The organism is Paenibacillus sp. 7541 (assembly GCF_002276395.1).
Classification (GTDB): domain Bacteria; phylum Bacillota; class Bacilli; order Paenibacillales; family Paenibacillaceae; genus Paenibacillus_AQ; species Paenibacillus_AQ campinasensis.
In genome coordinates this window covers 166,623-191,526 of record NZ_NQLZ01000016.1, presented here as the reverse complement: position 1 = coordinate 191,526, position 24,904 = coordinate 166,623, and the positions used below count along the sequence as shown (strand labels likewise).

Sequence of the window (24,904 nt, the reverse complement as noted above, 5' to 3'; positions counted from 1 at the left end):
TTTGGGACGTTGTCGGGAGGCCTTGCGGCGCTTGAATTTAACGAAAAAACCCGCGAAAAACCTTGATTCTACAAGGCTTTTCGCGGGTTTTAGATTCCTCTTCTTTGACTTAGGTTCTGCTATATTCCGAATAGCATGTGCGACTCAAAATCGAGTGGGGAGACCCGTGGAGGTTCGAGTCCTCTCACCGGTATTACTAACAAGAAGAAAGCTCATTAGATGATTCTAATGGGCTTTTTTATATTTTTACGACCTGGTTCATAGTATTACAGCTAGCCCAATCTTAGTGCCCTTTCACGATTTGTATAGTGAGTTGCTTTTGCTATTTTTGCACCTCACTTACAATGTTTTGAACGACCGTGCCGTTCGGCGAGAAAAGAACGCAGACGTTAAGGAGCGGCTCGACTTTGTTGTTCGGGAATATCAGTAACGATTATATTGACATATCGGAAAGTATCGATATAATATGAAATATGGATCCAATTGAAGTGTTCAAGGCGTTGTCCAACGAATCGAGGCTGCAGATTTTACAGTGGCTCAAAGAGCCCGAAAAACATTTTGTGCCCCATGAAGGAGTGGATATGAGGACAATCGGGGTGTGCGTTAGTCAGGTTACGGATAAGTTGAATATGACACAGTCAACCGCTTCGCAGTACTTGTCCATACTGCAACGGGCCGGACTGATTCGAACCGAACGAATTGGTAAATATACGTACTACAAACGAGACGAAGAAAAGATAAGCGAGTTGGCTGCTTTCTTGAATCAAAAACTCTAATCATGACTGAATACCTCAAACGTATTCAGTTTTTTTGGACTAACATATCTACATATCGCGATATATAAATATATTATAAAAACTCATATCGGTAACTATTAAAACAACAAAGAAGGAGAAGTGAATGCTTTGTTTAACACGTGGAAGATCTATTTATTGGCTTTAGTTACTTTTTTGGTGGGTACATCCGAGTATGTTATTTCCGGCATCTTGGATAAGATCTCGGATTCAATGGGGATTTCCGTTACTTCTGCGGGGCAGTTAGTCACGATTTTTTCCTTTGTATACGCCATTGGCACCCCGATCCTTATGGCTTTGACTGCTAAAGTGGAAAGACATAAACTGCTTGTTTTGGCGCTAGGTATCTTCGTAATTGGGAATGTACTATCATTTGTGTTGCCGGGCTATGCATCGTTTCTTGCAGCTCGCGTCATCATGGCTTTAGGCGCGGGAATGGTTGTAGTAACCGCTTTGGACATCGCCGCGAAAATTGCCGCACCAGGCAAACAAGCCAGCGCGATTGCTACTGTGGTGATGGGCTTTACGGCTTCCTTGATTATCGGCGTGCCTCTTGGTCGTATCGTTGCAGCACAACTCGGATGGAAAGCGGTTTTTGGTATATTGGCACTGGCCGGTCTGGTGGCTATGTTCGTTCTGTACGCCATCATCCCTCGAGTTCAAGGGGATAAACCGATGCCGTTATCCAAGCAACTTGCCTTCTTGAAAAACGGAAACGTAGCGCTAGGGCTTGCGATTACTTTTTTCTGGCTCGGCGGATACTCGATCGCCTACACGTACATTTCGCCGTATCTACTTGACATTGCCGGATTGAAAGAAGGGATGCTGAGCGGAGTGCTGTTGGCTTTCGGTATCGCCAGCCTGCTCGGATCCAAATTTGGCGGTTTCAGTACGGATAAATGGGGGGTATTCCCGACACTGTCAGGGGGAATGCTCTTGCACGTCATAGCGCTGCTGCTTCTCTCTCTAGCCGTTACCTATACGCACTCGTGGCTGCCGATTGTCATCCTCCTGATCTTGTGGTCGTTTGCGGCATGGACCTCCGGTCCAACGCAACAAGTCAATCTGGTTCGGATTGAACCGAATTATTCTGGAATCATGCTGAGCCTGAACCAATCCATGATGCAGTTGTCTATGGCTGCGGGAGCAGCAATCGGAGGCGTCATGGTCGGCCGGGTGTCTCTGTCATCAATTACATGGGTCGGGATGGTTGGAGTCGCTATTGCGATCGTGGTGGTATCGTTCTTGAAGGTGCGAATGGTGCCGGCAGACAAGGTCGAAAACGCCCTGAGATAAAGTCCAAACAGGTGTCCATTAAATGAATTGAAATTGCACCTGTCTGCAAATGACTAAAATGCATCATCTCCTGGCTTCGGGAGATGATGCATGACAACTAAACGACACGAGGACATTCGATTCATAGACCAAGTCAGGTTGTTAAGCTCCCTCGATATGATTCAGTTGCCTCACGCTCACGGCATTGTGCAGTTGGACATGGCTATGGGGGGGGGGGGCCGTAATCGGAGGCATCGTTATAGAAAGCATCTCGCTTGCATCCGTTGGTTCTCTTGGCGGAGCTTCTGTTACCACTGGACTCATGCCGGCTATTATTTCATTATCCCTGCATCGCCGGTCTGCAGCTGCGGAACGAAACGGAGCGTAAAGTACCTTCTTTCTCAGAAATGAAAATACCGCCTAATCTGGATGACATCCAATATGACGTTCGTCCTTCTTAAAGATAGGGGCAGACCTGGGAGGAGGTTCCTTCCGAGATCAACTGCCACTCCTTATATTACTTAGTGCATCTGTCTTCCGATTTGTAGGTGAGCTCAATAATCACTTATAATTTCAGTAATAGTTGGAGGTGTAAAAAATCAATGAACGTATTTTCTAAAGGAACAAAAATGGTATTTGTATTGCTCATTTTATTAGTAACGATTACAGGATGCACCACATCAATGCCGATATCTTCAAATGAAAATCAAGCTCTATCTGATCAACCTCAACATACGAAACCTGTAGAAAATGCTGTACCTGAAACACCAGTTGCCGAAAAGAAGAACATACCCCCAAACCCACCGGTTGAATATGATCCTGCCTGGCCGGATCGTTCAGTGAAGTCTTCTAACGGGCATCTTGTGAATAGTTGTGTTCCGGATGAGCTGCGTAATAAAGCAACTACATTAACAACCAGTGATGGGGTGTATCTGTCTGCACTTGTGCTTGGCAGCGGAGATAAAGGAGTCCTGCTTGCACACGAGCAAGGTTATAACATTTGCTCTTTTCTTGACATGGGAACTGAACTGGCTGACAGTGGGTATCTGGTTGTTATTCCTGAATATCGTAATCATGGTGCCTCACAGAATTTTCCGGAGGATAATCAGAATATAGATCGTGATGCAGATGCTGCCTTAAGTGAACTCGAACGATTGGGTGCAAAAAGAGTGTTTTTGGCGGGAGCATCATGTGGCGGTAGTACAGCAATCATTGCAGGCGTTCGTCAGGCGTTGCCTATTGAGGGGCTGATTATTCTTTCTTCTCCTGCACAATGCGGGCCCCTTGATTCCATTCCGAGCGTTGAGAAGATTAAAGCACCGTCCATGTTTGTTTTTTCACCTGGCGATTATGGAGGCTCAATTGAACAAGAAGTGCGTAAATTATATCAAGCATCCGGAGCAACGGATAAAGAACTAATTGTGGATGAGAGTGGCTATCACGGAACAGATATGTACCATAGAGGAGAGCACGGTGATGCCTTAAAGTCCAAGCTTATTGACTTTGTTAAAATGGAATTTAATTAAAGTAAATAACTTTTGTAACCTTTAGTATAGGAGGGCAATCAGAAGTCTCATTCAGCATGAATCAAAACATCCGCGCGGATGTCTTTTCATTTTGTTCTATAGGTGAAACGGAGAACTATATCATAAGTAACGGCAAGTTTTAAAAATGCTCCCCTTGAAGTAAGCAGGTTAAATAAATAAACCGGCTACTTCAGAGGAGCATATATCAGTTGCCGTGGATGTCGAATTCTTTGGTGTCCTTTAAACTTGTTTTACCACATCATCTGAATCAGTGGAGTAAGCCAGCTCTTTCTGTGCTTCCAGAGCGGCCAGTCTGTCCAGCAGGGCTTCCCGGATCTTCTCATAGGCGTCACTGCCCAACGCCATACGTATCGGACCCTCTCCCTGGTCAACACGTCGGATAATCTGCTGCGCCATTTTATCCGGGTCGCCGACAACCATTTGATTGAACATGCTCATATCTATACCAGGCAGTTCTCCCTTCATCAGGCTAACGAATTGGCCCGCCTCCGTGTCCCGGTATTCGTCCATCCGCTCGCCGAATACGGCGTTGCTTATAATGAAATTCGTTCGGATTCCGCCGGGCTCCACCATCGTGGTCTTAATATTGAACGGAGCCACTTCCTTAGCTAGCGCTTCAAAGGCTCCTTCGACCGCCCATTTCGAAGAGCAATACAGTCCCATACCCGGAATCGAATAATGCCCCGCCATACTCGAAATCTGTACGATGTGACCGCCACCCTGCTTGCGGAAAAAGGGCAGGGCTGCACGTGCTGCACGCAGGGAGCCAAGCACATTGGTCATAAACTGGTGTTCAATTTGCTTGTCGCTTGCTTCTTCCACTGCCCCATACAAGCCATAGGCTGCATTATTGACAAACACATCGATCGTGCCCAGTTCTGAAAATGCACGTTCCACAACTTCAGCAATTTGCTGAGAGTTTGTCAGATCTAAATTAGCCTGCCATAGCCTAGAGCCATACTGTGCCTGCAGATCATCCAGCACCCCTGGCTTACGTACCGTTGCCGCTACACGGTCCCCTCTATCCAGCAACCGGCGAGTTATACTTGAAGCCAAGCCTCCTGACGCTCCTGTAATGAACCATGTTTGCATGATAAATACCCTCCAATCGTTGTCTTCTACTGAATCATACAAACAACTGGAGGGTGCTAGCCACAGCACGTCTATTCTATTAATAGGAGTAACAGTCTACGGTAGCTGCCTGTCCTGCTCGAGTAAACGCAATAATCTCTCCTCCGTGCCTGAACCGGGCACCGGAACAAAGAAACACCAGTGCAGTCCCGGGTCATTATCGATTACAGCCGCGGAATGGAGCTCGAACTCCATCTCCTGCGCGTCAGGAACGCGGAATAAAGCAGTGGCTACGCGTTTTTGTTTGATTTCATATAGCTCCCAGAAATGTACGAACTCCATGCTTTCCCGCTTCAAGCGTTCAAACCTTTCCATATATAACGGGTTGTTCTTGTAAAGATCGAAGCTTGCCCGCAGAACGGCCACAGCGTAACGGGCAGCGCCTTCCCAATTCACCAGTCTGTTGCGGTAATCAGGCTTTAAAAACATAATGTCCATCATATTCCGTTCGTTGTCCGGCAGACTGCCGAAATCGGCTACGATCAGTTCAGCCGCCCGATTCCAGACGATAACATCCGTACCTTCGTCTGTGATAAAAGAAGGATAATGCAGTTGATTTACGATTTTCTGCAGAACTCCCGTATCCGGCCCTCCGTTATTTGGCACTGTGACGCCGACGCTCGCCACATCTACATTGCCCAGATCGAATAGATGCTTCTGCTCGTCTTCGTCAAGCTGAAGCGCTTTGCTGATACTTAGCAGCACTTCCGGCGAAGGATTAACCTCCTTGCCTTGCTCCAGCCAGGCATAGTAAGTCACGCTTATATTGGCAAGATAAGAGACTTCTTCTCTTCGAAGTCCCGGCGTGCGTCTTCGTCCGGGCAGCGGCTGAATCCCGACCTCTGAAGGTTGCAACCGTTCTCTGCGAGATTTAAGGAAGTCGCCTAATGCGGATGAGGAATTATTCATTTTCAAGTGGGTCACCTCTATTTAATCATATGGAAGATAGATATCGCTATTAACCCAATAGACGATAAGCATTCTATACATATTATAGTCTGCTGAATGCCGTTTCTACAAAAGAGAACCATAACGAGTACTGAGGCTATTAATCCCGCTAATAGTATAAACATGATGTGGTTAACCCATGCCTATCGCAGTACGATGAAGATAGTTTATGTCAGAGACGTGCTAAATAGGAGGTTTTTTTCTTGAACAGGTATACTTATCGAAACAAGCTAGCAGTAGTCACCGGTGCTTCATCCGGAATTGGAAAAGCGTATGCCAACGAACTGGCGGCACAAGGCTGTCATGTCGTTCTGGTAGCGCGCTCCAAGGACAAACTGGAGTTAATGGCTAGGGAAATCAACCGCCAGTATGGCGTACAGGCTTATGCACTCGCTTGCGATTTGTCCAAAGCGAACGCCCCGCGCCAACTGGCCGAACAAATTTCCGAACTGGGCTTGTCCGTGGATATTCTCATCAACAACGCAGGCGTTGGCACCTATGGCCGTTTCGAAGAAATAGACCCGGAGCGCGAGCAGGAGGAGATCATGCTGAACACGGCTGCGTTAGTCGATCTTACGCATCGGTTGCTGCCCGATATGCTGAGGCGAAAGGACGGAGTCATCGTTAACGTGGCATCGATGGCGGCGTTCATGCCTTGTGCTTATTCGGCCGTTTATGGGGCTACCAAAGCATTTGTATTGTCCTTCTCTGAGGCACTATGGGCGGAAACGCGCGGGAGAGGCGTTCGCGTGCTCGCACTGTGTCCAGGTGCAACCGAGACGGGGTTTTTCGATGCGGTCGGCAGTGAGGAAATGGGGGCGGGCCAAAAGCTCTCGACCCCGGAGAAGGTTGTACAGGCCGGATTTCGCGGGATTGACCAGGGACGAAGTTACATCATTGATGGTCGTAACAATTACTTTATGGCTCAAATGATTCGATTTTTGAGCAGGCGCAGGGTAGCCTTGATCATGGAACGCATGTCAAGGCCCAAAAGGCACGGATAGCGAGTAAAGAGATTGACCAGACAGAAGATCAGGTGTCATTTACAACCCGAAGAACTTTCTATTCAAGCACAAACGCCCCTTTAGTTCCTCAAGGGAAGAGAAGGGGCGGAGTATTCATCGTTATGACTTGATTACGCTTGGTTATAGCTCCAGTTGAAGACCGCTGGAGGCAAGTTGAATGCTGCCGGAGTACACTTGGCGAGCTCGTTCTACCAACACTTCACCGGGTGCGTACTGAGGCAGGTGGGTGAGGACCAGCGAAGCAGCGCCGGACTGTGCGGCCAGTTGACCTGCCATTTCCGGAGTCATATGGCCGGAGCTTTGAGCGACATTGTCATCCAGTACAGAGGCTTCACATAGCAGAAGATCACAATGGCGGGCAAAATCCACAAGATCATCGGTCCAGTGGGTATCCGCCGTGTAAACCAGGGATTTATTCCCGATGGTGAAACGCATCGCCAAGCAATAGGCAGGATGCGTAGTCGGACAGAAAGATACCTCCCAAGGCCCGATAACCGTGTGATGTTCCGGACTGATGGCATGGCCTTCCGTATATCCCCGGAAGGTGAGAGACGAGAATTCATCAGCATCCTGGCTGTGGCCATAGATGGGGAAAGTACCGGTGCGATGTCCCAGTTGGGACTGAATCAGCATGCCATATTGTAAGCAGCCAATATCGGCTTTATGATCGTGATGGTAATGGGAAACGATCAATGCGTCCAACCGTTGTAGCGGGATGTAGTTCTGCAGGCTGGATAAGCAGCCGCTTCCGCAGTCGATAAGGAGAGAGAAGTCTCCTTCTTCCAGCAGATAGGATGAGGTTGCACCGTTCGCCGGTGGAAAGGCGCCCCAGTGTCCAATAACGGTAAGTTTCATTATTCGTTCCTCCAAGAAAATATAAAATTTGCACTCCTGCATCGATGCGTCTACGGTTTATCGCACCGCGCAGTTCCCGGCATGGGTGTTTCGCTGCGGGACGGCGGCCGATCGACCATTGAATCATATTCAGGCTATCAAACCGCTGCACCTTACTATAGTGCGCTTGAGATCAATGATTGCGTGTAGGCATGTTCCGGGTGTTTAAAGACATGCTCGGTATGGCCGGACTCAACGATGGTGCCCTGATGGATGACGGCGACACGGTCCGCCAGATATTTGACGACATGTAAATCATGAGAGATAAACAGCTGGCTGATACGATACTTGCGCCGCAGTTCACCAAGCAGGTTAAGAATGGTGGCCTGTACGGACAAATCCAAAGCGGATACGGCTTCATCGCATATGAGCAGCGCAGGCTTTGTGGACAGCGCGCGGGCGATAGCGACTCGCTGGCATTGTCCGCCGCTAAGCTGGCCTGGGCGCGACTTCATGTAGGCGGCGTCTAATCCCACGTCTTGCAATAGCTGCTCCACGGCTTCGCGGATATCTTTCGGCTGTTTGATCAAGCCGGCAGCGCGGATCGGTTCGGCAATGATCTGCTCGACGGTATACCTTGGATTGAGCGTTTCAACAGGATCCTGGAACACATACTGTACGCTGCGCTGATATTCCTTGAGGCCAGCACCTTGCAGCTGTTCGAGCGATGTCCCGCGGAACTTGATCGTGCCAGGCGGCGCAGTTTGCAGACCGCCGATACACTCTCCCAGCGTCGATTTACCGCTTCCGCTTTCACCAACGAGCCCAACAATCTCGCCTTCCTGGATCGTAAGATGGATATCCCGCAGCACTTGCAGTGCTTGCGCCGGCTTCCACAATACGGGTCTTGGCAATGCGAACGATTTACTCAGCCCCTTTACTTCAATGAGCGGCGGGTTGCTGGACATAGCGTTCTCTCCCTTCCGGAGAAGATGGATTTGTGTTCAGATGAGTTTCTTTGCCCAGACTGTCCCGGAGCAGCGGATGGAAGCATGCATGGGTATGCGGAATCTTATCAGCTGCTGTGCTTGGATCTTCGGCTACCACCATCGGCGGGAGATCCTCCTTGCAGCGCTCGGTTGCATAACCGCAGCGCGGAGCATATATGCATCCGGGCGGTTTGGCGGTAATGGGAGGCACATTCCCGGGTATGCCGGCCAGCTTCGTGCCAGGCTTGACATGATAAGGAACGGCTTGGAGCAGATCGGCGGTGTAAGGATGGAGCGGACGATCAAGCACATCACCGCGCGCGCCCGTTTCAAGCAGCATGCCTCCGTACAGCACCATGATCTTATCCGCTACATATTGTACAGCGGCGATATCGTGGCTGATGTATAGAATCGACATGCGTTTTTTCTTGCTGAGCACCAGGAACAGATCCAGTATTTGCTTACGAATGGTAGCGTCCAGCGCGGTGGTTGCCTCGTCGGCAATCAGCAGGTCCGGTTCATGGATGACTGCGCAAGCAATAACTGCCCGCTGCTTCATACCGCCACTGATCTCATGCGGATATGCTCGAAATACCCGTTCCGGGTCGCTGATCCCTACCTCTTCCAGCGCCTTCAATGCCCGCCGGACCGCTTCTTTTCTGGGCACCTCTTCATGCGCCAGCAGAGCATCCAGCAGCTGATCCCCGATGCGCATTAACGGATTGAGCGCACCGGCCGGATTCTGGAATATATAAGCCAATTGCCGCCCGTATACACTGCGAAAGCGATGCCGGGGCAGCGACAGCAGCTCTGTGCCGTGTAGGCGGATAGAGCCTGAAGCGACGCGTGCTCTGGCTGGCAGGATGTTCATCAGCGCTTTGGCAAGCAGTGATTTGCCGGATCCCGATTCGCCGATAATGCCAGTAATCTCTCCCGGCTCCAGGCGAAAGGTTAACGGACGAAGTGCCGGCTTCCACGTCTTATCGACATACAGCTCAAGACTAAGATCTTGAATTTCCAACATTATGATACCGCCTCCTTATGGCGTGCCGCAATTCCGTCTCCGAGAAGGTTAAATCCGGCGACCGCCAGGAAGATGACAAAGCCCGGAATAAGCGGATATGCAGGAGCCAGGTACATGAAGCTTTGCGCTTCATTCAGCATGCCTCCCCAGCTTGGATGCGGCGGCTGGACACCGAGTCCGAGGAAGGAGAGAGCTGTCTCGGTCAAAATACCAGAGCCAAGTGCCAGGGACATCTGAACGCCAATTCGCGGGAGCGCTGCCGGAATCAGATGGCGGAACAGAATTACAGCATGGCCTGCATTGTATGATCTCGCGGCTTTGATATAACCGTACGACTGGGCTTCAAGCACAAAACCGTACATGAGCCGGGCAAAGGACGGGACGCTGAACACGGCAATCGCGAGCAGGACGTTGACTTGGCCCGTGCCGAGCACGGTAACCAGCATCAAGGCAAGCAGCAGGTTCGGAAAGGCAAACAGAACATCCATCGCTCTCATGATGACACTGCCAATCAGCCCTTTCATGTAGCCGGCAACAGCTCCCAGTATGCAGCCGATCAGCATTCCGCTGCCCACTCCGCCGAGAGATACTGTCAAAGCGCTTTGCGAGGCCAGCAGAAGCCGGCTGAGGATGTCTCGTCCGTATTGGTCGGTGCCGAGCCAATGCTCGCCGCTTGGCGGGGCGAACCGGTTCGCGATGTTCATCGCATTCGGGTCGCTCGGAAGGTCAATCCAGGAGATGAGCAGCATGATGACAATGACACTCAGCATCACGGTTCCTGTAATGAGTGTTTTCATGTTGTTCTCCTTTTTGTAGCGTGTAATTGAATGCGCGGGTCGATCCTCGTGTACAGAAGATCCACGCACAAGTTGACAAGAATGACGGTAACGGTAATGAAGATCACCAATCCTTGCAACAAAAACAAGTCGCGCTGCTGAACCGCGATGAGCAGCAAACGTCCGAGTCCGGGCAGATTGAATATTTGTTCGATAATGATGACACCGCTGATGAGGCTCATCACCTGCAGCCCGATGACGGTTATCGGTCCGATCAAGCTATTGCGCAGCGCATAGCGGATATATTTCTTCCGGGTCGGCAGCCCCTTGGTGTGAGCGAAGGTCATGAAGTCTTTATTGAGAACCTCCACGAGGGAAGCGCGGAACATCCGGATCAATACGGCTGCTTCTGCGATCGCCAGTGTTAGCGCGGGCAAGAACAGCGAATGAAGATGCGCTCCAAGCCCTTCGGATATGGGAACGAAGTTGCCCGGCGGGAACAAGGGAATCATGACTGTGAAACCGAGCAATAACAAGATGCCAAGCCAAAAGTTAGGAATGGCGATCCATATCTGTACAACTGCCTGGATGAACCCGTCTACCCAGCTGCCGCGTTTAACGGCAGCCCATATGCCCAGCGGAAGGGCGATCAGAAGCGCCATGAGTGAGGCGAAGATCGTCAAGGACAAGGTCATAGGCAGCCGGTCTACGATAATTTGCGTGACAGGCATCTTATAGATGAACGATTCGCCCAGATTGCCGCTTACGGCGCCGGCAAGCCAATCGGCATACTGGAGCAGCCAAGGGCGGTCCAGCCCGTACTGGGCACGAAGCTCCTCGACAAGATGAGGAGGAGCTTCGGTACCGAGCATGAGCCGTACAGGATCACCAGGCAAGAGCATCAGAACAGCAAAGGAAGCGAATGATACAAGAAAGACAAGCAGTATTGCAATTAACAGACGCTGTGCTAGATAGCTCATGGATGACATCCTTTACTGGTCAAGATATACGTCTTTTAAGTTGATGATGCCGATCGGGAAGGATTCGTACTGCTGCACCGATTCATGCAGAGCGGTGATGCCTTCCATCGATTGCAGGTAGAGTGCGGGCACTTCTTCCGCGAGCGTTTGTTGGATGAACGAGTACAGCTCCTCACGCTTCTGAACATCGGAAGTGACAGCAGCTTCGAGAAGGGCCTGATCAACTTCTTCGTTCACATAATTGAAGTAGTTCTCACTCGAGTCGGACAGGTAGCGGCTCAGGAACGCATGCGGATCAAGGCGGCCCGTATGACTGATGACGGTCAGATCATAGTTGCGTCCTGCATAAATATCTTCAAGCCACGTTCCCCATTCCACAATTTCAATCTCCAGTTCGATGCCAACGCGGGACAATTGGTCAGCGATAATCTGACCGGCATTGATATGCGTGTCGTAACCTTCCGGCAGAGAAAGCGTTAGTTTGAGCCCATCAACGTAACCGGCTTCGGCCAGCAGTTCTTTGGCCTGATCCACGTTATAAGGAAGAACATCCAGCGTGTCCACGAAATAGCTGCTTAGCGGCGGCAGATGACTGCCAAGCGGTGTGCCAAAGCCCCATGTTGCCCCATCGATGACATCCTGCTTGTTCACGGCGAGGGCAATCGCTTGCCGGACGCGCACATCATTCAGCGGCTCGCGGTCATTGTTCATCGCCATGAGCTGTACACTGTTGTTTGCAGCGCCTTGGGTTTTAAGATGGCTCAGCTGTTCGACCTGTGGCAGCTGCGCTCCGGTGATGCCGCCGATATGCACTGTGCCCGACTGTAAATTGGCGAGCAGCGTTGTTGCGTTAGGGATGATCATGAGCCGTGCTTCATCCAGGTACGGTTTGCCTTCCTCGTAATAGGATTCATTTTTGACAAGATCAATATATTGCTGAGGTTCGTAACGTACAAGCTTGAACGGCCCGGTTCCGATCACATCGCCGTCTTGCTCGAGCACGATCGCAGACCAAGGATTGGCTAATTGCGACAGGAACGTGGCGTCAGCGCTCGCCAGCGTGAATACAAGTTCATGATCGCCATTGGCACGAATGTCCGCAATGTTGGCATATTCGCCTGCTCTTGGGCTGTCCGCCGCTCTCAGACGTTCAAACGAGCGAATGACGTCTTCTGCGTTCATGACATGTCCATTATGGAACTGCGCGTCGTCCCGCAGCTGAAACGTCCATTCCAGCTCGTCTTCGGACGGCTCCCAGGAAGTGGCGAGCTGGGGAACGAGTTCGCCTTCCGGCGTGACGGAGATCAGCGTTTCGAACAAATTATGCGTGACGAGGAAAGTGGAGGCGGATACGGTGCGCTGCGGGTCAAGCCCGTCCACATCGTTGGCCATCGCATAGACGAGACTGCCTCCGCTTTGACTTCCGCTGCTGCTGTTATCATTGTTCGAGGAATCGGAAGAAGCGCCATTGTTGCTCGTGACGGGGTTATTGCCACCCGATGCGTTGTTGTTGGTGTCGCCAGTGCCGCAGGCTGTAATCAATCCAGCCAAGGTTAACAAAGTGATGAACAGCATCATCCTCAGATTACGTTTCATGTCCATATCCTCCTTGTGATTACGTTCGTTTGGCTTTTTCCTTATGGGCGGAACATACCGAAATCTTCGAACAATTGCTCCTGTTTGCGCAGCTGGGCCTTGATCTGGTCCGGCTGTTTCAACGCGATAAGCTGAATGAGCAATTGGCTGATGAGCAGCGGTGTTACATATGAATCCAGAAATCCGGGCGAGTCGGTTGCGGCGACCAGGGCCGCATCGCTTCGGGAGAATGAGGGGGCCAGCGGCGAATCGGTCATTATAATGCAGCGGGCTCCAAGTTCCTTGGCTTCGTCGACAGTTTGGGTAATGATGCGTGAATAGCGGGGGAAATGCATGGCCAGCAGCACATCGTCTTCCCCGATAAATGCCAGATGCTCGGTGATCTCCGTTGCCGATGGAATGAGCACCGCATTGCCAAACACAAGATGGAGCTGGTAGTACAGTGAATGAGCGACGGATAATGTCATGCGCCACCCGACAACATAGACTCTGCGCGCGCTGATCAGCATATCGGCTGCTTCGTGAAGCGATGACTCCAGCTCGGGTGTGAAGGTCTGCTGAAGGTTCTGCAGCTCGATCTCGATGGCTTTTTGCATGAAGGAAGAGGGAGGTGCCTCAAGATTCTTCTCCAATCTTCTGAGCGTTCGAAGCGAGAGTTCATCCGCCTTGAGGTCCTTCTTCAGTTCATTAAAGCCGGAGTAGCCTAATACCGAGCAGAGCCGGTGTACTGTCGCGTCACTCACTTCCGCCGCAAGCGCGATGTCCTTGATCGACATGAACACGGCCTTGTACGTGTTTTTGCGCAGCCACGCTGCCGCCTTTTGCAGAGCCGGGCTCATGTTCTCAAACTGCCGATCAATTCTGGCTTTGACATGGTTGTCCGCAGAAAGATTACCGATGCTGGTGGACATGTCCTTCTTCCTCCCGGGCTGGCAAAAGTGTCAGCAGGTCACGGATGCTGTTCACCACATGCGGATGATCTGTTTCTTCGATCCCGATCCGCTCGTAAGGGTTCAGAATGACCGTATCAATCCCGGCCTGCAGCGCGCCGACAGCGTCATCGTAATAATTGTCGCCCACATATAAGATGTTCTCCGGTGGACTGCCGGTCTGCCGCAGCAGTTCGCGGAATATTTCCACGTCCGGTTTCTCGCAGCCGAATTCGTCAGAGATAATGATCGTTTCAAAATAATCCGTCAGCCCCAGCTTTCCGAGGATGGGACGCGCGCTGTGATCCCAATTGGACAGCAGAGCGAGCTGATACGATCTTGCCTGCAATGCCGCCAACACTTCGAACGTCCACGGGAACGGCTTCCAGAATGGCGGGCCTTGCTTGACCGCCGCTTGCTTGATGAAATCACATTGCTCCACCAGGTCGAAAGTCAGCTTTAAGTGGAAATTGACAAGCCCGAGGAACCAAGGGAAATACGCATTCCAGCCGGTAGAGATCACTTTCGGATACTCGCGCATAAACTTCTTGTCAATGAGATGGAAAGCTTGTTCCACTTCACTGACGTTCATATCGATGTTCTTTTCCTTCAAATATTGGTGATAATGCTTTACTCGATCATTGGTAACCAACGTGTAACCCAGGTCAAAAGCGATGATGGTTTTGTTGCTCCAATTCACATGCTCACTCCTTTGGTGGATAGAAAGCTCGGCCAAGCTTTTTCTAATCAAACAACTTGTTGTAATGAGAATTTCAGAAATGGATCATTTGAAATATTTCATTACAAAACCATTGTACCGGCCATATGTAAGGGGAGAGTTAATAGGGGAATAAGCTTTTGTAAAGAATCAGTCGAGGCGGGTTTCTTGTTTACGACGGATTATCAAGCGAAGTACGACAGTTCATCTATGAAGCTTCGTGAGCGAAATTCCAGCTGAGTCATTCCCGAGGGCGGTGCTGATGAATAGGAGCGGCTCGGTGGGTTGCTCATCTCGTTTTAAGAAAAAATTTATATTTACCCCCATTTCTTTTTAAATATTGTTCCTTATTCTAAAGTGAATGAAGGGTAAGGAGATAACGGAGTATGAAGAAACGGCTGTATGGGGTTGTTGCGCTTGTAATACTATTAATTCTAAGCTATGGCGTTATTCAGTATAAGGAGAAAACCGATAACGAGAAATTGTCGGAAGAAAACCACCAAGTGCAGGATGGGAACGATAGAACGAACATGCATTCAATTCAGGTAACAAAGGATCAGGTCTACAAAGGAAATTTGGTATTGGTCAATAAGGATCATCCTGTGTCACCGGTGGCTGAAGCGTCCGATGCAGTGAATTTGTCTAAACATCCGGAGCTGATAAACGGCTTCGTACTGCTGGATAATTCGATCCGGTTGACGCCCTTCTTGGTACAAAAATTTTCAACAATGACTAAGGCGGCACAAAAAGACGACGTTAACCGGTTTATGATTACCAGCGGCTATCGGGACAAGAAGAAACAAACCGAGCTATACGAGGAAATGGGCCCTGACTACGCGCTGCCAGGAGGCTACAGCGAGCACAATCTCGGATTGGCGCTGGATATTGGGTCAACGGAAGGGAAGATGGAATACGCCGCCGAAGGCAAGTGGTTGATGGACAACGCCTGGAGATACGGTTTTGTTTTGCGTTACCCGGAGGACAAAACAGCCATCACGGGTATACAGTTTGAACCGTGGCACTTTCGCTATGTCGGTTTGCCACACAGCGCTATTATGTATGAGAACCATTTTGTGCTGGAGGAATACTTGGATTATTTGAGAGAACAGAAGTCCATGACGATCACTGTAAACCGCCAAAAATATACAATTGATTACTATCCTATCATCGAGGATACAACGATCCGGGTGCCGGTGAATCTTCACTATGAGATTTCAGGCAACAATATAGACGGATTAATTGTGACGGTATATTCCGGTGAGGACGATGCCTCAACAAACGAGGACCTGAACAAGGATGCTTCCACAGATGAATCTCCAGCGGACACCGTTCCGGCGGTTGAAAATCCGGCCGATACGGTTCCGGCGGACGAGAAGCCGCAAGTTCAGAAGCCGTCGAGTGCGGCTCCAGAGGACGGGTGAGAAACCGGATACGCCTGTGTCGTGGGAAATCTGATACAATATAGAAATTATTATCTTTATTTGCCTGAGGTGGATGATGAAACCGAGCACCATTTTAATAGCGGACGACGAGCGGGAAATTGCGGACTTGATTGAACTGCATTTAATTAAAGAGGGCTATCGCTGCATCAAAGTTTCTGACGGGCTAGAGGCTGTTCAGGTCATTCGGACGCAGTCGGTCGATTTGGCGATTCTCGATATTATGATGCCCAATCTGGATGGCTACGAAGCGACGGAATTGATCCGGGAGCACCACCATTTGCCTATTATTTTTTTAAGCGCTAAAGCGACCGATCTCGATAAAATTACAGGACTCGTCAGAGGAGCGGACGATTATGTGACCAAACCGTTCAACCCGATGGAACTGGTCGCCCGCGTAAATGCGCAATTGCGACGCGCGACGCAGTTTAATCCATCGGCTTCATCCAACACATCCGTTTTGGAAGCGCGTGGCCTGGTCATCAATCCCGAACAACGAACGGTTTTCCTGTATAATACTCCCATTGAACTGACCCCTAAAGAGTTTGATATATTGTACCTGTTGGCGAGCCACCCCAAGAAGGTCTTCAGCTCTGAAAATATTTTTGAACATGTATGGGGAGAGACCTATTACGAAGGCGGTAACACAGTTATGGTGCATATACGAACATTGCGGAAGAAGCTCAAGGAAGACAGGCATAAAAACCAATGGATCAAGACGGTCTGGGGAGTGGGATATACGTTCAATGGCGAATAAGATCCGAAGTTTCCGGTTTAAAATGATTCAGCTATTTGTCTTAAGCTTACTTTGCTCCGGTACGATCACCTTTCTGATTTATAAGGTTCTCCAGTTCTATTATCACACAACGAGGTTTGAAGATCCGTTGACGAAATTCCGTTACTTCATGAGAGAAGTCGGGGACCTCAACGTTTTTTTGATTATTTTTATACCCCTCTCATTTTATTTCTTCTTTCTCCTTACGAAACGGTATTCGCTTTATTTTCAGGAGATATCACGAGGGATCAACCTGTTGGCCAACGGCGATTTCAACAGTAAAATAAACATTCGTTCTAATGACGAGTTCGAAGACATTGCACGTGATATTAATCTGGCAAGTGAAAAGTTGCAGCAAGCGCTGGAGAGGGGGGACTTTGCGGAGAACAGCAAAGAACAATTGGTGTTGAATTTGGCACATGATTTGCGCACGCCACTTACTTCCGTTTTGGGCTACCTGGACTTCATTCTTCAGGGAGAAAAGCTGACACCGGAACAAATCAAGCACTATACGGGCATTGCTTTTTCCAAGTCGCAACGGCTGGAGAAGTTAGTGGACGAGCTGTTTGAAATCGCCCGCATGAATTACGGCAAGCTGAAGATGGACAAACAACCCATCGATCTTAGCGAGCTGCTCATCCAATTAAATGAAGAGCTATACCCTGCATTAGAAAAAAACAGCTTGACTACCCGATTGCATGTGGCTCCGCATGTGATGATTTGGGGAGACGGAGAGTTGTTGGCGCGCGTATTTGAGAATCTTCTGACGAACGCGATCCGCTATGGCAAAGACGGCCGATATATCGATATTCAATGCCGTCCGGATTCGGAAAATGCAGTAGTCCAGGTGATCAATTATGGTCACAGCATTCCCCCGGAAGAGCTTCCGTATATCTTCGATATGTTTTACACGGGCGATAAAGCGCGGACGCAACGGGAGGGCAGCTCAGGCATCGGCCTGTTCATTGTGAAGAATATTGTAGAGCAGCATCAAGGCGCGATCTCGGCTCAAAGCGACTCCATTCGTACGCTCTTTGAAGTCCATCTCCCGCAATTCTTACCTTCAGAATCTGGTTAACTAGAATATCCATCATTTAATAAAAACTTTATTTTTACCCCACTTATTCTTTAAACAGTCTTCGCCATTCTAGAGATATGGATAGATGGAGGAAACTGAGAATGAATAAGTGGGTTTTTGCGCTTGTTGGCGCTGTCACGAAGATCATGAACTGGATGCGCAAGGATGCACCAGTTGCATGGTTATTTCTTGCACCGAGCGCGGTCGGATTCGCACTGTTCTACCTGATTCCGTTTGTTATGGGAGTGTTCTATTCCTTTGCGGACAGCTCGTTAGATCGCCATTTTACGGGATGGGACAATTACCGCGAATTGTTTGCCAGCGGCTCCTTCCGTAAGGCGGCATTCAATACGCTTTATTTCAGCGCGGTGAGTGTTCCGCTTAATCTCGTACTATCGTTAGGTCTGGCATGGATGCTGAATTCGAACCTATATCTGCGAAAATGGTTGCGGACCGCCTATGTTCTGCCGCTTGTCGTTCCCGTCGCCTCGATTGTGTTCATCTGGCAGATGCTGTTTGATTGGAACGGATCTGTGAACGCATGGATGAGTGGCTTCGGAATGCACCGCGTGGACTGGATGAAGACCGAGGCAGCCCGGTACGTCATCATTGTTGTGTATTTATGGAAGAACATCGGCTATAACGTCATTTTATTTTTGGCAGGGTTGCAGCTAATACCGAAGGATTACTATGAAACCGCCCAAATGGAAGGAGCGGGGCGTTTGCGACAGTTCCGCAGCATAACCCTTGTCTATCTCACACCGACGATGTTCTTTGTTGTTATCCTGTCGATCATGAACTCGTTCAAAGTATTTCGGGAAACGTATTTGATCGCGGGTGATTATCCGCATGACAGTATCTACATGATGCAGCATTATATGAACAACATGTTCACGTCATTGGATATTCAGAAGCTGACTGCCGCCGCGACGATCATGGCCAGTTGTATTCTTCTGATCGTCATGGGATTGTTTGCGCTTGAACGCCGATATCGGCAGTTCATGGAATAGAGGTGGAGTCATTGAACATTGTTTTTAGGTATTGCAAAAAAATCGGACTTACGGTCCTCATGGTCACAGTTGCGGTTCTATTCTTATTTCCGATTGTAATTACGTTCATCAATTCGTTCATGACAGCACAGGAGATCGCAATAAATTATGGGCCCATCGGGCAGATGAATGAACCGGCATCAAGGGATAAAAATGCTTTTGCGAATCTAAAATTGCTGCCGGACCAAGTAACCATGGAGCAGTATGGGAAAGTCCTGATAGGCAGCCCGAGATATCTGAAGATGTTCTGGAATTCGGTATTTTTAGTGGTACCGATCATTGCAGGACAAATCCTGGTAGCGGCGCTTGCCGCTTATGCATTCTCCAAACTGAGGTTCCCCGGTCGGGACCAGTGGTTTCTTGTCTATGTCATAACGATGCTCATGCCGTTTCAGGTGACACTCGTACCGAACTACATTATGGCGGACAAGTTGGGATTGTTGCATAGTGCCAGTGCCATTATATGGCCCGGCATTTTCTCAGCTTTCGGTGTATTTATGCTGCGGCAATTCATGCTGCATATTCCGTATGCCTACATCGAAGCGGCGAAGATTGACGGAGCAGGCCATTTGCGGATTTTCTTCACCATCATCGTCCCCATGGTGAAATCGGGTTTGGCCTCGCTTGTTGTTCTCTTATTTGTCGATTATTGGAACATGGTGGAGCAGCCTCTCATTTTTTTGGACGATCCATTCAGACAGCCGCTATCCGTGTATTTATCGAGAATCAATGATGAACCGGGGATTGCCTTCGCCGCGTCCGTGCTCTACATGACTCCGATGGTGCTGTTATTTTTGTATGCGGAAACCTATTTCATTAAAGGTGTTCAATTGTCCGGCATCAAGGGCTGATTTAAATGAGAAAGTGATTAGGAGGAGAACGAGCGGATATGGAGTTCGTAAACAGGCAGGATGATCGAAATCGCAAACGAATGATTCAAATCGTGTCCATGATCTTTATGGGAGTGCTCGTATTCCTTACGTTTTTCAGCAACACACTCCAATCCTTGACTTTGCCGAAAGTGAGAACGGAGGCGCTGGCAAACGGGAGTCTTATGTTTACGGTCGAGGGCAGTGGCATGTTGCAGCCGATCACCGAAGAGCGTTTAACGAATCCCGCCGGCTGGAGCGTTCGAAAGATTGTGGTCAATGAAGGAGACCTCGTGAAGAAGGGACAAAGGCTTATTGAGTACGACAGCAAAGCCGCCCAACGAGAATTAGATAATGAAATCGTCAACTTGAAGAAGATGAATATAGAGCTGGAAAATCTACATGATCAGTTCATTCAATCGACATGGGAAGAGGATGAGCTTGGCATTCGCAGCACAGAACGGGCAATTGAATCGCTTAAGCTTGATCTGGAAATGCAGGAACGAAAAATCAACCAGCTGAGAGACGATTTGAGAAGCGGACAAGAACTGACCGCACCGTTCGACGGCATCGTAACACAATTGAATGCCATCGAAGGAATGGCATCATCGGGAGAAGCGGATGTTGTGATCACTAATAACAGTCAGGGCTATAGGTTGGATATTCCGGCCGACTCCGCGCTGTTGAATCAATTGGGAATCATGGTCGGAGCGAAGGCAGAGGTTGAAATACACACCGTTCAGGAACAACAGCGCCGCATCATCGAGGGTACGATTACCGAGATGAAGGACGCTGAGCCGAGAATAGAGAGCACATCCGAGTTCGGAGAAGTAGCGGACTTGACCCGAACGGTTCCTCGGACGCTGCTTCGGATCAAGGTCATCGATCCTGAACTGAAAGGGGGTGAGCAAGCATGGGTCAACATCGAGAAACGCTCCCGCCTGGAAGGACTGGTCGTTTCGGGCGAGGCCATTCATCGGGATCGTGACGGGCTGTTTATATATACAATCGACGAGCAGAGAGGTCCATTGGGAAATGAGTTTGTTGCCCGCAAAGTGCATGTTCAGTCTACTGAAAGGAATGACAATCTAACGGTGATTCAATCCGATCGCCTCTATGAGGGCGATCTTGTGATACTGGAAAGCAGTGAGCCTTTGCAGGATGGAAACCGAGTTCGCCTGCAATAAGGCAGTAACGATCCGAAAATGACAGGAGGAATTCATTCGATGAAGAAGCGGCTATATATAATCACTACCATAATGTTAATTGTGCTGATGACAGCATGCAGTTCCGGAGGCGGCGAACAAGCGGAAAGCCCGGAGCGCCCCGTGAATCAGGAGGGAAAGACCGTCGTTACTTTATCTGTGCAGCAGGCCAGCCCCCTATACGAGACAGCAGAAAAAAAGTTCGAGGAGAAGTATCCGGACATCGATTTGCAAATTAAGGTTATAGAAGATTATGAGCAATACCAGAAGGCAACAAGTACAGAAATACTATCGGGCAAGGGTCCGGATATTTTTGAAACAAACGGTTTGCCTGTTAAAGATTATGTGAATAAGAACCTTCTCCTGAATATGGATGGTTTCATAGAGCAGGACGAAACGCTAAACAAAAGCGAGTGGCAAATAAACATTATGGATGCCATTAAGTCAGATGATGGTCTGTACGCCATGCCTTTCGGATTTAGACTGCGAGCGTTTGTAGGTGATGGAGATATTCTTGAGATGACAAGTATCGACGATAAGCATTGGACTTGGAAGGAGTTTGAGGAGATATCGAAGGAGCTGGGGGCGAACGGTGCAGAACGTCGGTATGCCATGGCGAATGAAGCGCCTGATTTCCGCATGCAAGAATTGATGGTGGACAGGTATGCCGAGTTTGTGGATACCGAAGGGAAGACGGCCATATTCGACTCACCGTTATTCCTGGATGCGATGAAACAAATTAAAGAGATGTATGATCATAAGGTCATGACTTCCGAATCGGCGGATGTAGGCAAGCAAATGTTCTATTCGACGGTTTTGGGATCACCAGCAGATTTTATCAATGATCTGCATGCATACTTCCCCAATCCGAGGTTACTGCAAAAACCGGAACAAACCGGCGGAACAAGAATTGTTCTCTCATCCCAGTTCGCCATTCAAGCCAACTCGCAAGTGAAGGAAGAGGCCTGGAAGTTTATTTCATTCATGCTATCCGAAGAAGGGCAGTCTCTTCAAGAACGGCAAGGGTTTTCACTGCTGAAATCCGTGAACGAGAAACAGCTTAATGACATTCAGGAACAAGTGAAAAGCGGAACGTATAAGACACCCGACGGGAAAACACCTAAAGTATCGGATGATGAATTTGTAAGGTTCAAGGAGTTCATTGATGCAGCGGATAATTACTCGGAAGCGGATGGTCGGGTGATTTCTATCGTAGGAGAAGAATCGATGGCCTATTTTAGCGGAAACAAAACGGCTGAAGAAGTAGCAAAGCTGATCCAGAACAAAGTGACAATTTATTTAAACGAGTAAAAAGCCGTTTGATTGTTTCGTAGATAATCGCGTGCTTGTGAACGACAACTAGCTTGCTGATGATTCAGCAGGCTAGTTGTCGTTACTCGTTCAGTTGCTCCAGGGGGTAACGTCACAGGGCTAATTAAATGCTTGGTCTGGGGTCCAAAGCCATCCCCGCCTTAGGTCTAGGATCAAAAACCGTCCCCGGTCCGTTTTGATTCAATGCGGATTTACCTAAAATAGAGTCATAAGGTGAAACACGATAATGAATTCGGAAGGTGGTGAACATATGAGGCAAACGAAAGGGAACGGGCTGAGCATACTTTTGATAGGAATTGGAGTGTTGATTCTTCTCGGCGTATTCGGTCCGCTGCTTGGATGGCTGTTCAGTCTTCTGGTACCGGTGATGATGATCGCACTCGGGTATTACGGCATCCGCCGCGGCAACAATTTTATTGGATGGATCATCCTGATCATCGGTGTGATCTGGCTGATGGGTAAACTTTCCTGGGTGATCGGCCCGATATTCGGTATACTTTTGATCCTCTACGGAATTTCGAGATTGAGAAACGGAAGAACGCGTTACTGAACGCATGACATAACGACAGCCTCCAGCTGCGAAAGCGCGGAGTAATTTGTAAGAAGAGGAGGGCCAATCCAATATGAGCGTTTTTCGCCGTATTCGAGACATAACGGTAGCAACATTGAACGAAAAGCTAGAGCAGAGTCAGGACCCGGTTCGCTTGATTGACCAGTTCCTGCACACGACAAGAGAAGACATTACCGAAGCCGAAAAGCTGGTTCGCCAGTGCGAGACACATGCCCGTCAGCTGAAGCAGCAGGTGGATCAAGCGGAGACGATGAAGTACAAGCGGGAGGAGCAAGCGCTGCTTGCACTGAAGGCGGGCGAGGAGCACCTGGCTAAGCTGGCGCTGCAAGAGAAGCTCATCTATGAAGAGAAAATCGAGCAGTATCAGGGCCTCCTGGACGCAAGCCTGGAATCCTTGAGAGAGATTGAGGAACAGCTCGGCGAGCTTCGGATGGAGTACCAGACGGTGTACAGCAAACGTCAATATTATGTAGCCCGGATGGAGACGCTTCGACTCCAGCAGAAGATGAACGAACGTACTGGAGCGTATGGCGGCGGGCACGATGTGCCGAAGATGTTCAATCGGCTGGAGGACCGCATTACCGATTGGGAGCTTGAAGCCAAGAGCCTGCGGGATGTGCGCCGGATGGGATCGGAATATTTGGATCAGGCAGCTCACTCTGTCTCCTCGACGCTTGAGAAGGAGCTTGCCCGGTTGAAGCAAAAGCTGGATAACAGCGGAAAGGAGTAAGCATGAGCAGATTGTACCGTTCCACCCGAGATAAAATGTTCACCGGGTTGATCGGCGGGCTGTCCGATTACTTCGGTGTAGAATCAACACTACTACGTTTCATATTCGTCATCAGTATCTTCTTCACAGGCGGTACAACGTTACTGATCTACCTGATTGCATCGCTGGTCGTTCCGAAGGAACCGTACTACCGCGACCCATATGGTGGTCCTGGCGGTTATGACGGCGGGTACCGCTATAATGACGGGGCGCGCGGCGACCGCTACAGAGACTATCGTGACAGTTATGATCGCGACCGTCCTCGGGGCAACCGCGGCGGATACGGTCCGAGATATGATCGTCCTGAACGTGATGCCCGCTACGATGACAGTTACGACGCGAGAGGCGGCAGAGCCCAGTCGGATGACTCCGATCTGGACGCCATGATGAAAGATATCGAGAAGAAGGCTTTGCAGAAGGAAATTGAGGAACTTAAGAAAAAACTTTCGAACTATGAGAAGGGAGATAAATAACAATGGGAGTATTTAAAAGAATTAAAGACATGACGAAGGCGTCTGTAAATGATCTGCTGGATAAAGTAGAAGATCCGATTGTAATGCTGAATCAGTATCTGCGCGACATGGAGGCAGAAATTCACGAGGCTGAGGTTACGGTTGCGAAGCAAATGGCGAATGAGCGCCGGATGAAGCATCGTGTGGACGAAGCGGTAAAAATGGCAGGGCAGCGCGAAGCCCAGGCTGAGCTGGCACTGAAGAACGGTCAGGAGGAAGTGGCGCGCAAGCTGCTGGAAGAGAAAATATACTTCGATCAAAAAGTAACCGAGTATGTGGAGCTGCACATGCAGGCCGAAAGCCAAGCCAAAGAGCTGGTGGACCAGCTGCATCAAATGAAGGATGAGTTCTATAAAATGCGCAACAAGCGCAATGAGCTTGTCGCTCGTGCCCAAATGGCCAAAGCGAAGAAGCAGATGTCCCAGATCAGCAGTCTGCACACAATCGAAAGCGGCAGCGCTTCGATGGGCTTCCACCGTATGGAAGAGAAGATTATGGAGATGGAAGCCGAGGCGGATGTGCTTCGGGCTCCGTACCGCCCAACAGGCGCTTCCTCCTACACTAGCCCTGTAGATGCTGAAAAGCAGCTGAAAGTTGAAGAACAGCTTCAGGCACTGAAGAACAAAATGAATGACAGCTCCAAACCGGAGTAAGCATTATTTCACCCTTACAAGTGCCGATCTTATTCGAAAATCTAGATTCATGTGATATGCTATAGCAATGGGATATGCTAAGGATG

Annotated in this window: 24 protein-coding genes and 1 pseudogene; 15 read left to right on the top strand and 10 right to left on the bottom strand. The window is 49.4% G+C overall.

From position 1 onward, the window contains the following. The first annotated feature begins 473 nt into the window (after positions 1-473). From CHH75_RS11495 to CHH75_RS11485, 3 genes are all read left to right on the top strand, one after another. A complete protein-coding gene (locus CHH75_RS11495) occupies positions 474-776 on the top strand; it encodes an ArsR/SmtB family transcription factor (RefSeq protein ID WP_095264581.1) in 303 nt (100 codons plus the stop codon). 129 nt (positions 777-905) lie between these two features. Further along, positions 906-2,090 carry an MFS transporter gene (locus tag CHH75_RS11490; protein WP_095264582.1) on the top strand — a complete coding sequence of 395 codons (1,185 nt, stop codon included), beginning with the start codon at positions 906-908 and terminating at the stop codon, positions 2,088-2,090. A gap of 581 nt (positions 2,091-2,671) precedes the next feature. Next, positions 2,672-3,595, top strand: a complete 924-nt coding sequence (locus tag CHH75_RS11485) for an alpha/beta hydrolase (RefSeq protein WP_095398185.1) — start codon at positions 2,672-2,674, stop codon at positions 3,593-3,595. Between the two features lie 240 nt (positions 3,596-3,835). Here CHH75_RS11485 and CHH75_RS11480 read toward each other — a convergent pair whose 3' ends face one another. Both CHH75_RS11480 and CHH75_RS11475 read right to left on the bottom strand, forming a co-directional pair. Further along, positions 3,836-4,708: an SDR family oxidoreductase gene (locus CHH75_RS11480; protein ID WP_095398184.1), complete on the bottom strand. Its 873-nt coding sequence runs from the start codon at positions 4,706-4,708 to the stop codon at positions 3,836-3,838. A gap of 96 nt (positions 4,709-4,804) precedes the next feature. Further along, the gene (locus CHH75_RS11475; protein ID WP_255223018.1) at positions 4,805-5,656 is read right to left on the bottom strand and encodes a helix-turn-helix transcriptional regulator; all 852 of its coding nucleotides are present in this window, start codon (positions 5,654-5,656) and stop codon (positions 4,805-4,807) included. A gap of 242 nt (positions 5,657-5,898) precedes the next feature. Between CHH75_RS11475 and CHH75_RS11470 the strand changes: the two genes are divergently transcribed. Next, a complete protein-coding gene (locus CHH75_RS11470) occupies positions 5,899-6,699 on the top strand; it encodes an SDR family NAD(P)-dependent oxidoreductase (protein ID WP_095398182.1) in 801 nt (266 codons plus the stop codon). A gap of 141 nt (positions 6,700-6,840) precedes the next feature. Here CHH75_RS11470 and CHH75_RS11465 read toward each other — a convergent pair whose 3' ends face one another. The 8 genes from CHH75_RS11465 to CHH75_RS11430 all read right to left on the bottom strand — a co-directional run bounded on the left by CHH75_RS11465 (position 6,841) and on the right by CHH75_RS11430 (position 14,548). After that, a complete protein-coding gene (locus tag CHH75_RS11465; RefSeq protein WP_095398181.1) occupies positions 6,841-7,575 on the bottom strand; it encodes an MBL fold metallo-hydrolase in 735 nt (244 codons plus the stop codon). A 155-nt stretch (positions 7,576-7,730) separates the two neighbouring features. Then, the gene (locus CHH75_RS11460) at positions 7,731-8,522 is read right to left on the bottom strand and encodes an ABC transporter ATP-binding protein (RefSeq protein ID WP_095398180.1); all 792 of its coding nucleotides are present in this window, start codon (positions 8,520-8,522) and stop codon (positions 7,731-7,733) included. After that, complete coding sequence (locus CHH75_RS11455) at positions 8,497-9,567, bottom strand: ABC transporter ATP-binding protein (RefSeq protein WP_095264601.1); 1,071 nt, start codon at positions 9,565-9,567, stop codon at positions 8,497-8,499. Before CHH75_RS11455 ends, CHH75_RS11460 begins: the two co-directional genes overlap by 26 nt. Beyond that, positions 9,567-10,364: an ABC transporter permease gene (locus CHH75_RS11450; RefSeq protein ID WP_095264602.1), complete on the bottom strand. Its 798-nt coding sequence runs from the start codon at positions 10,362-10,364 to the stop codon at positions 9,567-9,569. Before CHH75_RS11450 ends, CHH75_RS11455 begins: the two co-directional genes overlap by 1 nt. Beyond that, positions 10,361-11,323, bottom strand: a complete 963-nt coding sequence (locus tag CHH75_RS11445; protein WP_176475530.1) for an ABC transporter permease — start codon at positions 11,321-11,323, stop codon at positions 10,361-10,363. Before CHH75_RS11445 ends, CHH75_RS11450 begins: the two co-directional genes overlap by 4 nt. A gap of 12 nt (positions 11,324-11,335) precedes the next feature. Continuing rightward, on the bottom strand, positions 11,336-12,919 hold the full coding sequence (locus tag CHH75_RS11440; protein WP_095398179.1) for an ABC transporter substrate-binding protein: 1,584 nt from the start codon (positions 12,917-12,919) through the stop codon (positions 11,336-11,338). A gap of 41 nt (positions 12,920-12,960) precedes the next feature. Beyond that, positions 12,961-13,830: a MurR/RpiR family transcriptional regulator gene (locus CHH75_RS11435; protein ID WP_095398178.1), complete on the bottom strand. Its 870-nt coding sequence runs from the start codon at positions 13,828-13,830 to the stop codon at positions 12,961-12,963. Beyond that, the gene (locus CHH75_RS11430; RefSeq protein WP_176475529.1) at positions 13,811-14,548 is read right to left on the bottom strand and encodes an HAD family hydrolase; all 738 of its coding nucleotides are present in this window, start codon (positions 14,546-14,548) and stop codon (positions 13,811-13,813) included. Before CHH75_RS11430 ends, CHH75_RS11435 begins: the two co-directional genes overlap by 20 nt. Positions 14,549-14,952: 404 nt before the next feature. Between CHH75_RS11430 and CHH75_RS11425 the strand changes: the two are divergent. The 11 genes and pseudogenes from CHH75_RS11425 to CHH75_RS11375 all read left to right on the top strand — a co-directional run. Beyond that, positions 14,953-15,825 (top strand): annotated as a pseudogene (locus tag CHH75_RS11425) (M15 family metallopeptidase); the annotation flags it as partial. A gap of 238 nt (positions 15,826-16,063) precedes the next feature. Next, entirely contained in the window at positions 16,064-16,762 is a 699-nt protein-coding gene (locus tag CHH75_RS11420; RefSeq protein WP_095264753.1) for a response regulator transcription factor, read from the top strand. Continuing rightward, the gene (locus tag CHH75_RS11415; RefSeq protein ID WP_095398176.1) at positions 16,752-17,858 is read left to right on the top strand and encodes a sensor histidine kinase; all 1,107 of its coding nucleotides are present in this window, start codon (positions 16,752-16,754) and stop codon (positions 17,856-17,858) included. The genes CHH75_RS11420 and CHH75_RS11415 overlap by 11 nt, the downstream gene beginning before the upstream one ends. Positions 17,859-17,959: 101 nt before the next feature. Continuing rightward, positions 17,960-18,868, top strand: a complete 909-nt coding sequence (locus tag CHH75_RS11410; protein WP_155618014.1) for a carbohydrate ABC transporter permease — start codon at positions 17,960-17,962, stop codon at positions 18,866-18,868. Positions 18,869-18,927: 59 nt separating this feature from the next. Beyond that, positions 18,928-19,758 (top strand): carbohydrate ABC transporter permease, encoded by an 831-nt coding sequence (locus tag CHH75_RS11405; protein WP_095264754.1) that lies wholly within the window; start codon positions 18,928-18,930, stop codon positions 19,756-19,758. A 38-nt stretch (positions 19,759-19,796) separates the two neighbouring features. After that, positions 19,797-20,963: an efflux RND transporter periplasmic adaptor subunit gene (locus CHH75_RS11400; RefSeq protein WP_095398175.1), complete on the top strand. Its 1,167-nt coding sequence runs from the start codon at positions 19,797-19,799 to the stop codon at positions 20,961-20,963. 39 nt (positions 20,964-21,002) lie between these two features. After that, positions 21,003-22,292 (top strand): ABC transporter substrate-binding protein, encoded by a 1,290-nt coding sequence (locus CHH75_RS11395; protein ID WP_095398174.1) that lies wholly within the window; start codon positions 21,003-21,005, stop codon positions 22,290-22,292. Positions 22,293-22,563: 271 nt separating this feature from the next. Continuing rightward, positions 22,564-22,863 (top strand): LiaF transmembrane domain-containing protein, encoded by a 300-nt coding sequence (locus CHH75_RS11390; RefSeq protein WP_095264610.1) that lies wholly within the window; start codon positions 22,564-22,566, stop codon positions 22,861-22,863. Between the two features lie 73 nt (positions 22,864-22,936). Then, positions 22,937-23,614 carry a PspA/IM30 family protein gene (locus tag CHH75_RS11385; RefSeq protein ID WP_095264611.1) on the top strand — a complete coding sequence of 226 codons (678 nt, stop codon included), beginning with the start codon at positions 22,937-22,939 and terminating at the stop codon, positions 23,612-23,614. Positions 23,615-23,616: 2 nt separating this feature from the next. After that, entirely contained in the window at positions 23,617-24,126 is a 510-nt protein-coding gene (locus tag CHH75_RS11380) for a PspC domain-containing protein (protein WP_095398173.1), read from the top strand. A gap of 2 nt (positions 24,127-24,128) precedes the next feature. Further along, positions 24,129-24,818, top strand: a complete 690-nt coding sequence (locus CHH75_RS11375; RefSeq protein WP_095264613.1) for a PspA/IM30 family protein — start codon at positions 24,129-24,131, stop codon at positions 24,816-24,818. Positions 24,819-24,904: the final 86 nt, after the last annotated feature.